Raw genomic sequence first — 14,253 nt, 5'->3', positions numbered from 1 at the left:
TCCAATAGGTGGTTTATTTAATTCACGTTTAATAGAAAAAATCCTACAGGTTCGTATGAGTACCTGCCCATTTCTCAAGGCTCTTTTCCGACGCCGGCATTGCCCAACATGACAAAGCCTATTCACAAAAAACTGACCGACCCCGAGCAAACAAGCTAAAACAGGCTTACATTGAAAGGACTCCGTCGCGAAAGAACGGAGGTTTGCCCTGATGAGTGAGGAAGAAAGCGATGCCCTGGAAAAATTCCGATACGCGTTACAGCACCATGTCGATTGCGTTGCACTGGCTGATGGTGGTGCTGCTGGCGGTGGTCTACGCCTGCATTGAGTTGCGCGGGCAGTTTCCCAAAGGCAGCGGCGGCCGTACGTTGATCGTGGAAATGCACTTCATGTTCGGCCTGACCGTGTTTGTGCTGGTGTGGCTACGGTTGTTCGCCCGCAGCCTGGGTGTGGCACCGAAGATCGTGCCGGCGCCGCCGCAATGGCAAACCCTCCTCGCCACCCTGATGCACTTGGCGCTGTACGCCTTGATGATCGGCATGCCCATCGCCGGCTGGCTGATCGTCAGCGCCGAGGGGCATTCGGTGATGTTCTACGGCATCGAGTTGCCGCCGCTGATTGCCGAAAACAAAGCCCTGGCCAAGGAGATTGAAAGCTGGCACGTGCTGTTCGGCAAGATCGGTTACTGGCTGATCGGGCTGCATGCGTTGGCCGCGATCGTTCACCATTACATCCTGCGCGATAACACCGCGCTGCGGATGATGCCGGGCAAGAGAGGGAGCATTCAGTAACCCCCGGATTGAATGTGGCAGCTGGCTTGTGTGGGAGCTGGCTTGCCTGCGATAGCATCACCTCGGTGCCACTGATACACCGCGGTGTCTGCATCGCAGGCAAGCCAGCTCCTACATTAACCGGGTGCAACAGGGAAACCCCGGCGGCCTTGCAAGCCGCCGGTGTGGACGAAGATCAGGCGGGTGCCGGGAGCGAAGTGCCCCGCCTCAATCCGCTGCTTCAACGCCAGTAACGCCTTGCCGGTGTACAGCGGCTCCAGCGGCAGGCCACAGGCTTGCTCGGTGGCGTCGATAAATTCCAGCAACTGCGGATCAACCTTGGCAAAGCCGCCCCGGCTGGCGTCCAGCAATTCATAACCATCCTGCACCAGCGCCTGTACCTGCTGCGCCACCCCGTGGTCGTCAGGCACCGCCAGCGCGCCATACACCGGATGCGCGCCCGCCTCCGCCAGCACCAATCCCGCCAGCGTGGTGCCGGTGCCCGCCGCCAGCCACCAACCGTGATAGTCCGCCCAGCCCAGGCTGCTTAATTGCGCCTGTGCCTGACTCACCAACACCCCGCAGCCCAACGCCCCCGCCAGGCCACCGCCACCTTCGGGCACCGGATGCAGGTGTGGATACTCCTCACGCCACGGCAGCCAGAAGTCCGGCTCGTTACGTGCGCGATAGCCGCCATACCCCAGCCAATGCAACTGCATGCCAAAGGCTTTGAGGTCGAGCACTGTGGGGGTGTCTTGCGGGTGGCCACGCAGCAGGCCAACGGTAGGAAAGCCGAAGCGTTTCCCGGCCGCCGCCAGTGCATGCAGGTGATTGGAGTAAGCGCCGCCCAGGCTGATGATCCCGCGGGCACCGGCTTCCCGGCCTTGAACCAGGTGCTCGGTAAGCTTGAACCACTTGTTGCCGCTGATCAGCGGGTCGATACGGTCCAGGCGCAACACAGCCACCTCCACCGACCCCATCCAGTCCAGCTTCAGGGGTTCAAGGGGCGCGTGAGGAAGCCAGTCGAAAGGACCCATGAGGGCAGTTCTGCACAAGAAAAGGGGCGGTAGTCTACCACCGCCCCTTGGGGGATTTTACAGCTCGGCAGCCAGGCGCGAACCCTGGTTGATGGCGCGCTTGGCATCCAGTTCGGCCGCCACATCGGCACCGCCGATCAGGTGCACGTTCTGCCCGGCAGCCACCAGGCCGTCCTGCAGTTCACGCAGCGGGTCCTGGCCGGCGCAGATAACGATGTTGTCCACCGCCAGCAGCTTCGGCTCACCCTCGGCGCCGATGCGGATGTGCAGGCCTTCATCGTCGATCTTCAGGTACTCGACGCTGTTGAGCATTTGCACCTGCTTGTTCTTCAAGCCCGTGCGGTGGATCCAGCCGGTGGTCTTGCCCAGGCCGTCGCCAACCTTGGAAGCCTTGCGCTGCAACAGGAACACTTCACGTGCCGGCGCATGGCGCTCGGGCTTGATCCCGGCCACACCGCCACGGGCTTCCAGGTGGGTGTCGATGCCCCACTCTTTCCAGAACGCCTCGCGGTCCAGGCTGGTGGACACGCCCTGGTGCACGAGGAATTCCGACACGTCAAACCCGATACCGCCGGCACCGATCACCGCCACGCGATGGCCCACCGGCTTGCGCTCCAGGATCACGTCCAGGTAGCTCAGCACCTTGGCGTTTTCCACGCCCGGGATCGCCGGCGTACGCGGCGCGATGCCCGTAGCCAGGATGATCTCGTCGTAACCGCCCGCCACCAGTTGCTCGACGTCGACCCGGGTGTTCAGGCACAGCTCGACATGGGTGGTCTGCAACTTGCGTTTGAAGTAGCGCAGGGTTTCGAAAAACTCTTCCTTGCCCGGCACGCGCTTGGCGATGTTGAACTGGCCGCCGATCTCGCTGGCCGAATCGAACAGGGTCACCTGGTGCCCGCGCTCGGCGGCAACGGTGGCCGCCGCCAGACCCGCAGGGCCGGCACCCACCACGGCGATTTTCTTGATCTGCTTGACCGGCAAGTAGTTGAGCTCGGTCTCGTAGCACGCACGCGGGTTGACCAGGCAAGTGGTCAACTTGCCGCCGAAGGTGTGGTCCAGGCACGCCTGGTTGCAGCCGATGCAGGTGTTGATTTCATCGGCGCGGCCTTCGGCGGCCTTGTTGACGAAGTCCGGGTCGGCCAGGAACGGGCGAGCCATCGAGACCATGTCGGCATCGCCTTCGGCCAGGATCTGCTCGGCGATTTCCGGGGTGTTGATGCGGTTGGTGGTGATCAGCGGGATCTGCACCGCGCCACGCAACTTCGCGGTGACCTTGCTGAACGCACCACGCGGCACCTTGGTGGCGATGGTCGGGATGCGCGCTTCGTGCCAGCCGATACCGGTGTTGATGAGGGTCGCACCGGCCTGCTCGATGGCCTTGGCCAACTGCACGATCTCTTCCCAGGTGCTGCCGCCTTCCACCAGGTCGAGCATCGACAGGCGGAAAATGATGATGAAGTTCGGGCCTACCGCGTCGCGCACCCGGCGCACGATTTCCACCGGCAGGCGCATGCGGTTTTCGTAGCTGCCGCCCCAACGGTCGGTGCGGTGGTTGGTGTGGGCCGCGAGGAACTGGTTAATGAAGTAGCCTTCGGACCCCATGATTTCCACGCCGTCGTACTCGGCGACCTGGGCCAGCAGCGAGCAGGTGACGAAATCATTAATCTGCTTTTCGATGCCCTCTTCGTCCAGCTCTTTAGGCTTGAACGGGTTGATCGGCGCCTGGATAGCGCTCGGTGCCACCTGTTTCGGGCTGTAGGCATAACGCCCGGCGTGGAGGATCTGCATGCAGATCTTGCCGCCCGCCTCGTGCACCGCCTGGGTCACGATCTTGTGCTTTTGCGCTTCTTCGTCGGTGGTCAGCTTGGCTGCACCGCCATACACGCCGCCTTCATCGTTCGGGCCAATGCCGCCGGTCACCATCAGGCCCACGCCGCCACGTGCTCGCTCGGCAAAATACGCCGCCATGCGCTCGAAGCCGCCGGGTTTCTCTTCAAGGCCGGTGTGCATCGAGCCCATCAGGGTGCGGTTACGCAGGGTGGTAAAACCCAGGTCCAACGGGGCCAGCAGGTGCGGGTAGGCAGCAGCGGTCATGGTACAGCTCCACAACGGATCATCACGGGACGTGGAAAGCTCGAATGGCCTTCCATCGGTTTATGTCCCACAGACTAAGAGGCTGCCGGTTGCCGCTCAATGACCGTAACTGACAACTTATTGATCCAAATGCGCAGCGCCCCTTGGCAACTGCGTACATGGGCCCTACCCTAGGTACCGAACCCTGCACCCGGTCCGTTGTCTTTTTCCCATGCGTAAACTTCTTGCCTTCACCGTCATCATGGCCCTGGTCGCCGCCGCTTCCGCCTATCTGGTCTGGACCCAGGAGCGTCCTGTGGGCCATTACCTGTCCGACCTGCGGATCAACCTCGCCGTCGACGAAGGCGTGCCCGCCGACCGCGGCAACCTGCTGGGCATCCAGCCGGAACTGTTCCCCGCCGACTATCAGAGCCTGGAACGCCTGCACCTGAAACTCGCGGCCTACCTGCAAAAAGCCCGGGACCAGGGCCTGGTCAATGACAAGACCATCGTGGTGCTGCCGGAACATATCGGCACCTGGCTGATGGTCAGTGGCGAAAAGAACGAGCTGTACCAGGCCACCAATCTCAAGGAGGCGATGAACTGGTTGTCGGCGAGCAACCCGCTGCTGTTCCTGCGGGCATTGATCAGCGCCAAGGGCGATGACCGCATCGACGACGCTTACCTGCGCATGAAGGCCCCGGCCATGGCCCGTGACTATCAGGTGCTGTTCGGCGGCCTGGCCAAGGAGTTCGGCGTGACTCTGGTGGCCGGCTCCATCGCCCTGCCCAACCCGAGCGTGAGCCAGGGCCAACTGCAGATCGGCCATGGCGCGCTGTACAACACCAGCGTGGTATTCGACCGCGATGGTTTGGTGGTGGGCCAGCCGCAACGCCAGCTGTATCCGATTTTCGACGAGCGCGGCTTCATCGAACCCGGCGACGAAAACACCGTCAGCGTCGTCGATACTCCAGCCGGGCGCCTGGGTATCCTGATCGGCAGCGACAGCTGGTACCCCGACAACTACCGCAAGCTCAACGAGCAAGGTGCGACGCTGGTGGCCGTGCCGGCGTTCGTGATTGGCCGCGAAACCTGGGACAAGCCATGGCGCGGCTTCAAAAGCGTGTCGACGCCGCCGGAGATCAGCCTCAAGCCCGAAGAGCTCAGCGAAGGCGAAGCCTGGCACCGCCTGACCCTGATCAGCCAGCAACCCATCAGCCAGGCGACTGCCGGCATGAGCGTGTTCCTGCGCGGGCAGTTCTTTGACATGGGCAGCGCCGGGCAAAGCTTCCTCAGCAGCAACGGCCAGGTGTTCGCCGACGGCAATGCCCGTGGCGCCCGCCTGCTGAACGTGTGGCTGTAACACGATGAAGCCGGTGCGGCTGGGGGATTTGTCGGTGGGCTTTGTCCACACCCTGGCCGATGCCATCCAGAGCCATGGCCTGGACCCGCAACCGTTGCTGCTGCAATACGGCCTCGACCCGGCGCGCCTGGCCGAGGCTGGCGCACGCCTGTCGATCCCGCGCTATATGCGCCTGGGCTTTGCGGCCATCCAATTGACCGGCGACCCCGGCCTGGGCCTGCGCATGGGCCAGCTCAGCCGCTTGAGCCAGGCGGGCCTGGCCGGGGTTGCCGCCGCCCAGGCGCCCACCGTGCGCGAAGCGGCCCGCACCCTGACGCGTTTCGAAGCCTTGTACGGTTCCAACTATCGTGGCCAGTCGAGTTTTCACGAAGATGCCGACGGCGCCTGGCTGCGCTTCTATTCCATCAGCCCGTACAACGCCTATAACCGCTTTGTGGTGGACTCGATCATCGCCGGCTGGCTGCATCAATTGTCGAGCCTGAGCGTGCAAGCGGTGCAGGCGCAGCGCATCGAAATCGAGTTCCAGGCCCCCGACTACAGCGAGCGCTACAGCGTGCTGGGGGACTGCCCGATCCAGTTTGGCGCCGAGCACAATCAACTGCGCCTGAGCCAGCAGACCCTGGCCCTGCGCAACCCGGAACATTGCCCGAGTACCTGGCAGCTCTTGGTGCAGTTGTGTGAACGGGAACTGGAGCAGTTGACGCGCACCCGCAGCCTGCGCGAGCGCATTACCCGGTTGCTCGGGCCGATGCTCAATGGTGGCCGGGAACCCGACCTGGAAGAAGTGGCGGCACGTTTGAAACTGCCGACCTGGACCTTGCGGCGCAAGCTGGCGGAAGAAGGGACACAGTTTCGGGCGATTCTCAATGACACTCGCCGCGACCTGGCCATGACCTACATTCGCGATACCGAACTGGCGTTCGGTGAAATTGCCTATTTGCTGGGTTTTGCTTCAGCGGAAGCCTTTCAACGGGCCTTCAAGCGCTGGAACAGCCAGACCCCAGGGGAATTTCGCCGCAGTCAGCGGCATTCCGCCTGACGTCTGTCTTACAGCTCGGTGGCATCATCGGCCGGGTCCAGCGGATCCAGTTCAAAGGCGTGGTACTCGAGCAGTTCTTCCTGGTAATCGTCCATGGTTGACTCCTTGTTTTATGAAAAGGGGTTGCTTAGTGACCTGCACAACCAGCCTAAAGTGCCGTCATGACGAAAAAATGTCCGGGCCGTGACGTTCCTGCACTTCAAGACTAAACGTAGCAGTCTTGGCTGGATTTAGCTGGATGAATTTTAGATGCAACTGCAATCATTGCAATTGCAATCACATACAGAACTCCATTAGGGTATGGGCACCCGTTGCCATGCGACCCTGCCCATGACTGCCAGCACCGAACGCTCCGCCCTGCTCTGTATCGACGCCTTGAACGCCGCGCAGCAGCCTCGCTGCTCGCCGCTGTACAGCGTGATGACCATGGCCAACACCCTGGAGTCCAGCCGACAGGCGTGGGTGATTCGCGGCCAGTCGCGCTCGCGCCGCGCAATGAACTGGCCCACCTGGTTTGCGCGCAATACCGGGGAAAAGCCCCTGTTGTACCTGCACACCGCCGCTTCATCGGCGCAGCTGCGGGCGCTGTCCAGCGAGACCCGCCAGCGGGGCATCCTGTGCAACGACAGCAAAACCCGCCCCTCGCCGTCGCTGCCCCTGTGGCTGGCCAGCAACCCGTATTGCACACCGTATGACCCGGCCTCCGGCGAGGAAACCCAGGCCATTGTGCTGGCGGGTTTGCAGGCGCTGTATGTCGACGGCCAGCCGGGGTTTTATTACCTGGCACTGCATGATCAGGGTGATGGGCCGGGACTGAGCCCGCAGGATTGCGAGGATGCGCTCAAGGGCATGTACCGGGTCCCGCAGGCGTATACGAGTGGGTTGAACGTAAGCCTGCTGGGTGCAGGTCGGGCGTTTGAAGAGGTGGTGCACGCGGCGCAGTTGCTTGAAGACGACTGGAACGTCGAGGCGCAATTGTGGAGTTGCCCCAGCTACACACGCCTGGCCCGTGAGGCCGAGGCGGCGCAACGCTGGAATCGGCTGCACCCCCTGGAAGCGAAGCGAAGCTGCCATCTGCGCGAGTGCCTGGCCGGGAATGACGCACCGGTGATCGCTGTCACCGGCTACCCGCAGCCCATCGTTGATCAGTTGGCGGGGCATGTGGATGCAAGGTTTGTAGCGTTGGGTGCGGGTTCGGTGGAGGCGTCAGCACCCAGTCGGTACTGGATAGCCGTGCTGGCGTTGAAGGCGCTGGCGGATGACGGCCGTATCGACGTAAGGCAGGTGGAGGCCGCCCTGCTTCGATATCACCTGAGATGAAGTGCAATACGTTCAAATGTGGGAGCTGGCTTGCCTGCGATAGCGGTGTGTCAGGGGCAGATACGCTGGCAGACAGTCCGTCATCGCAGGCAAGCCAGCTCCCACACTGGATCTGCGTCGCCTGGAAAACTGGCTTCAGGCCTTACGCCGCCCTCGGGGCTGCACGCCCGCCTCCATCGCCAGCCCGGCAGTACGCTCCAACGCCTCGGCAAAACCCCGGCGCTGTTCGCTGTCGAGCTGCGACAAAAACAACTCATCCACGCTGCTTTCGTAGATTTTCCACATCTTTTTGCGCAACACCCGGCCGGCTTCGGTGATCGAGACAAAGGCGGCCCGCCCGTCACCGTCGCAGCGCGAACGCAGCACCAGGCCGTCCTTTTCCAGGCGGTCTACCAGGCGCGTCAGGTTGTAGCGCTCGATGGCCAGTACATCGGCCAACTCATGCATGCGCCGGGTGCCGTCGGGGCCGCTTTCCAGGCCCCACAAGGCGTCGTACCAGGCGTATGGCGGCAACCCGGCCTCGGCCAGGCGCCGTTCGATTTCACGGATGACCGTCCTGTGGGCCCGAACAAAACGGAACCAGACATCAGGCTCTTTCGACGACATGCAACACCATCCGGGGAATTTCAAGAAGGTTGCAATAGTAGCTCATCCCGCGCTAGATTCAGCCATGTAGTTGCAATTGCAACTACATTCGCAAAGCTCCCACAAGGAGCCCACACGTTGAAATCCGTCCACCCTGGAGCCTGACATGACCCCGAACACTGCAGTACGCCGCGACGACGATCCACAGGAAACCCGCGAATGGCTGGAGTCCATCGAATCGGTGCTGTCCACCGAAGGCCGCCCGCGTGCGCATTACCTGATTGATCAGTTGCTGGATTTCGACGTGGCGCGGCATGGCGACTTCTACGGGCGGGTGACCACGCCTTACGTCAACACCCTCCCGGTGGACCGTCAGTTGCCCTACCCCGGCAACCTGGCCACCGAGCGCAGGCTGAATGCGTTTATCCGCTGGAACGCCATGGCCATGGTATTGCGTGCCGGCAAGCACTCAGGCGTAGGTGGGCATATCGCGACCTACGCGTCGGCCGCCGTGCTGTATGACGTAGGCTTCGACCACTTCTTCCGTGGCCGCACCGACAGTTTCGATGGCGACCTGGTGTACATCCAGGGCCACTCCGCGCCGGGCATTTACGGGCGCGCCTACCTCGAAGGCCGGATCAGCGAGGCGCAGCTGGACAACTTCCGCCGGGAAGCCGGTGGCGACGGTTTATCGTCCTATCCGCACCCACGGCTGATGCCGGACTTCTGGCAATTTCCTACGGTGTCCATGGGGCTCGGACCGATCACCGCCGCGTATCAGGCGCGCTTCATGCGCTACCTGGAATTCCGCAACCTCAAGCAACACCAGGGTCGCAAGGTGTGGGCGTTCCTCGGTGATGGCGAGATGGACCAGCCGGAATCCCTGGCGGCCATTTCCCTGGCCGGGCGCGAGAAACTCGACAACCTGATCTTCGTGGTCAACTGCAACCTGCAACGCCTGGACGGCCCGGTACGCGGCAATGCCAAGGTGATCCAGGAATTCGAAAGCCTGTACCGCGCTGCCGGCTGGAACGTGATCAAGGTGATTTGGGGCAGCGGCTGGGATGCGCTGCTGGAGAAGGACAAGAGCGGCTTGCTGCGCCAGCGCATGATGGAATGCGTGGACGGCGACTATCAGAACTACAAATCGCAAAACGGCGCCTACGTGCGGGAACACTTCTTCGGCAAATACCCCGAGTTGCTGGCACTCGTTGCCGATATGTCCGACGACGATATCTGGAAACTCTCACGGGGCGGCCATGACCCGGACAAGGTCTACAACGCCTATGCTGCCGCCGTGCGTCACAGCGGCCAGCCGACGGTGATCCTGGCGAAAACCGTGAAGGGCTTCGGCATGGGCGAGGCCGGCGAAGGCCAGAACATCAACCACCAGTTGAAAAAGATGGGCGCAGAGGCGGTCAAAGCCTTCCGTGACCGTTTCGGGCTGGAAGTGGCTGACGATCAACTCGCCGAAATTCCTTACCTCAAGCCTGCAGCCGACAGCGAAGAAGCCCGCTATTTCGCCGCCCGCCGTCAATCATTGGGCGGTTACGTACCGGCTCGTCATAGCGCGGTCGAGTCGTTGAAGATCCCCGAACTGGAGGCCTTCGCCACCCAGCTCAAGGACACCGGCGAACGCTCGATCTCCACCACCATGGCCTTTGTGCGCATCCTCGGCACGCTGCTCAAGGACCCGAACCTGGGCAAACTGATCGTGCCCATCGTGCCGGACGAGTCCCGCACTTTCGGCATGGAAAGCCTGTTCCGTCAGATCGGCATCCACTCGGCTGTCGGCCAGCTCTACACACCACAGGATGCCGGCCAGCTTTCCTACTACAAGGAGAGCAAGGACGGGCAGATCATGCAGGAAGGCCTGAATGAATCCGGCGCCATTTCCTCGTGGATCGCGGCGAGCACCTCCTACGCCAACCACGGGTTGATGACGGTGCCGTTCTACATCTTCTATTCGATGTTCGGCTTTCAGCGCGTCGGCGACCTGGCCTGGGCCGCAGGCGATGCGCGGGCACGGGGCTTTCTGCTGGGTGCCACCGCCGGGCGCACCACGCTGATGGGCGAAGGCTTGCAACATGACGATGGCCATAGCCATGTGCTGTCGTCGGTGATCCCGTGCTGTATTTCCTATGATCCGACCTTTGCCTTCGAGCTGGCGGTGATCATTCGCGAGGGCATGCGCCGGATGTACGTCGAGCAGGAGGACATTTATTACTACATCACCCTGCTCAACGAAAACTACCCGCACCCGGCAATGCCAGAAGGCGTGGAGGTTGGAATTCTCAAGGGCCTGTACCGGTTGAAAGCGGCTGAAGACAGTACGCAACCGCGAGTACAACTGATGGGCAGCGGTTCGATCCTGCGGGAGGTAATCGCCGCCGCTGACTTGTTGCAGGACGACTTCGGCGTGGCCAGCGATGTGTGGAGTGTCACCAGCCTGACCGAGCTGCGCCGTGAAGGCCATGCCGTGGAGCGCTGGAACCTGCTGCACCCGGAGAGCGAACCGCGCACCAGCTATGTCGAGCAGTGCCTTGAGGGCCAGGCTGGCCCGGTGGTGGTCGCCACCGACTACATGAAGATCTTTGCTGACCAGATTCGCCCGTTCGTGCCGGGCCGGCGCTTTGTGGCGCTCGGCACCGATGGCTTCGGGCAATCGGATACCCGGGAAACCTTGCGTGAGTTCTTTGAGGTGGACCGCCACTTTATTGCACTGGCGGCCCTGAAGGGACTGGCGGATGACGGCTTGATCAGCCGTGCCAGGGTGGCGGAGGCGATCAGCCGCTACGGGATCAACGTCGACAAGGCCAACCCCGTAGCGGTGTAGTTACTGCGCAGGCGTCGGCAGGGGCGGAATCGCTTCGGTCGGCGCCGGCAGTGCCGGGTTGGTAGCCTCCGGCGCAGCTGCCGGGGTTTCCTTTGGCGCAATCGGCGCAGGCTCGGCAGGCGGTACAACCGGCTCCGATGCCGCAGGCTCGACCGCAGGCGTCACCGGGGCTGCCGGTGTGGCGGGCACTTCTTTCGGCGCTTCTTTAGGCGCCTCGGCCTTGTCAGTCGCCGGAGCTGCCTTGGGTTCCGGGATGCCCAGGTCAGCCTTGGGCTTCTCTGGAATATGCGCAGCCTTTTTCACTTCCTGGGGCAGGAAAACGTCCACCAGCGCGAAATAGCGCTCATAAAACTTCGGCGCAGACACGGTCTCGCTGGCCACCTTGACCATGGAATCGTCGGTGGAGCCAATCGGCATCGACACCGAGCCCAACACACCCACACCAAGGCTGGCGGAGTTGTTGACCTTCTTCAGCGCGTAGCGGTCCTGCAAGGCGTTGGCGAACATCGTCGAGTGATGATCACCGCTGCCATCGTCGGCACACACCACGTTGAAACTGATTTGCAGGTGAGTCTCGCCGGTCTGCTGGAAACTCTTGTTACCGACCACCAGCTTCGGGTCGCTGCTGGTGATGATGTAACCCTGGCTCAACAGCGCACGCCGCGCCGCTTCGCAGGCTGCAGTGTCGCTGACCGGATAATCACGGGAAAACGTACCGGAGTCGTCGAAGTTTTCATGTTCATAAATAGCGGTCTTGGGTGACGAGCAGCCCGCAGCGCCCGCCAGCACCAGCGCCAACCCGAGGCTACGCAAGTGAAATGATGTCGACATCGAAAATCCTGAGGAAAACAGTCAGGGCGGTATTGTGCAACAGAACGTGGCCTTGGCGCGCGAATTCCTGTCGGTAAAACGTCACAGTCTTACGGGACGGTGTCTGCAGGAAAAAGCCGCTCGCCCATATGGTCGATAAACACGCGCAATTTCGCCGAGGCGTGGCGACTTGATGGCCAGAGCATCCAGAAGCTGCCGCTGTGTTCCAGGTAATAATCCAGCACCCGTTGCAGCCGGCCCTGCTCCACCGACTCGCGGACCATAAAGTCCGGCAGGCAGGCAATCCCCAAGCCTTCATGGGCCACGTGCATCAGTGATTCGATGGTGGTGGACACCAGCGGCGCCCGCAGAATCGGCTCGGGCATGCCCGGTTCCGGGCGCAGTGGCCAGGCTTCCAGCTTGCCGGTGGCGCAGAACTTGTGGCGCAGGCAGGCGTGGCTGTTCAGGTCCCGGGGCTGGCGTGGCGTGCCATGCAGGCGCAGGTATTCGGGGGATGCCACCAGTACCAGACGGTAGTAGCCGAGGTGGCGAGCCATCAAGCGCGAATCCTCGGGCTTGCCGGTACGGATCACGGCGTCGAAGCCTTCCTCGATCACGTCCACCATGCGGTCGGAGAAGTCCACGTCCAGTTCGATCTCGGGATAGGCCCGCATGAAATCCGTCAGCACCGGCATCAGCAGGCCGCGCACTTGGGGCAGGCTGATACGCAGCTTGCCTCTTGGTGTGGCGGATGCCTGGGTGAGTTCCTGTTCCGCAGCTTCGACTTCAGCCAGGATGCGCCGGGAGCGTTCGAGGAACAGCGCGCCCTCGCTGGTCAACGTGATGCTGCGGGTACTGCGATGGAACAGCCGCACCCCCAGGCGCTCCTCGATGCGCGCGATGCTTTTGCCAATGGCCGAGGACGACACCCCCAGCAGGCGCCCGGCCTCGGTAAAGCTGCGGGTTTCCGCCACCTGCACAAACACTGAAATACTGCCCAGGCTGTCCATCGTCTCGCTCCCGAGGATTGCGGACGCTGACGTCCGATAAGTTCGGAACCTTAGCCTGTTTTTCTACACCGCGCAGCACCCTACTCTGGCTCCCTGCCCTTTCGTCCGAAACCGGAGCCAACAAACATGAGCGACAGCGCCTTACCTTCCCCGAGCCTTGCGGCGAACCGTGAACGTCTGCCCTTGAGCGGCCTGCTGGCACTGGCGACCGCCGGCTTCATCACCATCCTCACCGAAGCCATGCCGGCGGGCCTGCTCCCGCAAATGGGGGCCGGCCTCGGCGTGTCCGACGCCCTGGTGGGCCAGTTGGTGACCCTGTATGCCCTCGGCTCGCTGCTGGCCGCCATTCCCCTGACCATCGCCACCCGTGGCTGGCGCAGGCGGCCGTTGCTGATGCTTGCCATCGGCGGGTTTGCCTTGGTCAACAGCGTCACGGCGTTATCCAGCGACTACCTGCTGACCCTGGTGGCGAGGTTTTTCGCCGGGGTGTTCGCGGGGTTGCTGTGGGCGCTGCTGGCCGGTTACGCCAGCCGTATGGTTGCGCCGCATCTGCAAGGAAGGGCGATTGCCGTGGCCATGCTTGGCGCGCCGCTGGCGCTGTCGTTGGGGGTGCCCGCCGGGACATTCCTGGGCACCACGGTGGGCTGGCGCCTGAGCTTTGCGATCATGAGCGGCCTTACGGTACTGCTGCTGGCGTGGGTACGCTGGCAAGTCCCGGACTTTGCCGGACAACAGGCGGGAAAACGCCTGGGGCTGCGTCAGGTATTGGCATTGCCGGGGATTCGTCCGGTGCTGTTTGTGACCTTCACCTACGTACTGGCCCATAACATTCTCTACACCTATATCGCGCCATTGCTGGTACCTGCCGGGATTGCCGCGGACATTGATCAGGTGTTGCTGGTGTTTGGCCTGGCGGCACTGCTGGGTATCTGGATAGTCGGGGTGCTGATTGATCAGCGGCTGCGCGCCTTGCTGGTGATCAGCTGCGGGATGTTCGCCCTGTCAGCCCTGGCGCTGGCGTTCTGGATCACCTCGGCGCCCGTGATCTACACCACGGTTGCGTTGTGGGGCCTGGCGTTTGGTGGACTGCCGGCCTTGCTGCAAACGGCGCTGGCCAAGTCGGCCGGGGATTCAGCCGATGCCGCGCAGTCGATGCTGGTGACCGTGTGGAACCTGGGTATTGCCGGCGGCGGGCTGCTGGGCGGCATGTTGCTGCAGGTATGGGGCGTGACGTCGTTTCCCTGGGCCGTCGTCGCCTTGGTCTTGCTGGCGCTGATGGCCACGTTTCGTTTAACCGATGTTTAAACAGAAACGTGACGTGATGTTTCTTAACTCTTATGATCGCACCGGGTGCGCTGCTGCATACGGCACAGCGCAGGTTAAAGGATAAGCATTGGTCGGGCCGCC

At 62.5% G+C, this 14,253-nt stretch carries 11 protein-coding genes; 6 read left to right on the top strand and 5 right to left on the bottom strand.

The window, feature by feature from the left end:
* Nucleotides 1-230 precede the first annotated feature (230 nt).
* Nucleotides 231-791, top strand: coding sequence for a cytochrome b (locus V3W39_RS20080; protein WP_259198573.1), 561 nt, complete (start codon nucleotides 231-233; stop codon nucleotides 789-791).
* 116 nt (nucleotides 792-907) lie between these two features.
* On the opposite strand, the gene V3W39_RS20075 is transcribed toward V3W39_RS20080, so the two are convergent.
* Nucleotides 908-1,807 (bottom strand): 1-aminocyclopropane-1-carboxylate deaminase/D-cysteine desulfhydrase, encoded by a 900-nt coding sequence (locus V3W39_RS20075; RefSeq protein WP_330213187.1) that lies wholly within the window; start codon nucleotides 1,805-1,807, stop codon nucleotides 908-910.
* A gap of 57 nt (nucleotides 1,808-1,864) precedes the next feature.
* Nucleotides 1,865-3,904: an NADPH-dependent 2,4-dienoyl-CoA reductase gene (locus V3W39_RS20070; RefSeq protein WP_330213186.1), complete on the bottom strand. Its 2,040-nt coding sequence runs from the start codon at nucleotides 3,902-3,904 to the stop codon at nucleotides 1,865-1,867.
* 211 nt (nucleotides 3,905-4,115) lie between these two features.
* On the opposite strand from V3W39_RS20070, the gene V3W39_RS20065 reads away from it, so the two are divergent.
* The 3 genes from V3W39_RS20065 (at nucleotide 4,116) to V3W39_RS20055 (ending at nucleotide 7,605) form a co-directional block, all read left to right on the top strand.
* A complete protein-coding gene (locus V3W39_RS20065; RefSeq protein ID WP_330213185.1) occupies nucleotides 4,116-5,246 on the top strand; it encodes a carbon-nitrogen hydrolase family protein in 1,131 nt (376 codons plus the stop codon).
* Between the two features lie 4 nt (nucleotides 5,247-5,250).
* Nucleotides 5,251-6,285, top strand: coding sequence for an AraC family transcriptional regulator (locus tag V3W39_RS20060; RefSeq protein ID WP_259198567.1), 1,035 nt, complete (start codon nucleotides 5,251-5,253; stop codon nucleotides 6,283-6,285).
* A gap of 300 nt (nucleotides 6,286-6,585) precedes the next feature.
* Nucleotides 6,586-7,605 carry a transketolase-like TK C-terminal-containing protein gene (locus V3W39_RS20055; RefSeq protein ID WP_330213184.1) on the top strand — a complete coding sequence of 340 codons (1,020 nt, stop codon included), beginning with the start codon at nucleotides 6,586-6,588 and terminating at the stop codon, nucleotides 7,603-7,605.
* Nucleotides 7,606-7,740: 135 nt separating this feature from the next.
* Here the strand turns inward: V3W39_RS20055 and V3W39_RS20050 are convergent, their stop codons facing one another.
* Nucleotides 7,741-8,211, bottom strand: a complete 471-nt coding sequence (locus V3W39_RS20050) for a MarR family winged helix-turn-helix transcriptional regulator (RefSeq protein WP_177048299.1) — start codon at nucleotides 8,209-8,211, stop codon at nucleotides 7,741-7,743.
* A gap of 145 nt (nucleotides 8,212-8,356) precedes the next feature.
* On the opposite strand from V3W39_RS20050, the gene aceE reads away from it, so the two are divergent.
* Nucleotides 8,357-11,026: a pyruvate dehydrogenase (acetyl-transferring), homodimeric type gene (gene aceE / locus V3W39_RS20045; protein ID WP_330213183.1), complete on the top strand. Its 2,670-nt coding sequence runs from the start codon at nucleotides 8,357-8,359 to the stop codon at nucleotides 11,024-11,026.
* Here the strand turns inward: aceE and V3W39_RS20040 are convergent, their stop codons facing one another.
* Entirely contained in the window at nucleotides 11,027-11,857 is an 831-nt protein-coding gene (locus V3W39_RS20040; RefSeq protein WP_330213182.1) for a DUF2242 domain-containing protein, read from the bottom strand.
* 89 nt (nucleotides 11,858-11,946) lie between these two features.
* Nucleotides 11,947-12,846, bottom strand: a complete 900-nt coding sequence (locus V3W39_RS20035; protein WP_330213181.1) for a LysR family transcriptional regulator — start codon at nucleotides 12,844-12,846, stop codon at nucleotides 11,947-11,949.
* 126 nt (nucleotides 12,847-12,972) lie between these two features.
* Between V3W39_RS20035 and V3W39_RS20030 the strand changes: the two genes are divergently transcribed.
* Nucleotides 12,973-14,151, top strand: coding sequence for an MFS transporter (locus V3W39_RS20030; RefSeq protein ID WP_330213180.1), 1,179 nt, complete (start codon nucleotides 12,973-12,975; stop codon nucleotides 14,149-14,151).
* Nucleotides 14,152-14,253 lie beyond the last annotated feature (102 nt).

The organism is Pseudomonas sp. Z18(2022) (genome assembly GCF_036346535.1).
GTDB classification, from domain to species: domain Bacteria; phylum Pseudomonadota; class Gammaproteobacteria; order Pseudomonadales; family Pseudomonadaceae; genus Aquipseudomonas; species Aquipseudomonas yamanorum_A.
This window is presented reverse-complemented; position numbering and strand designations above follow the sequence as displayed.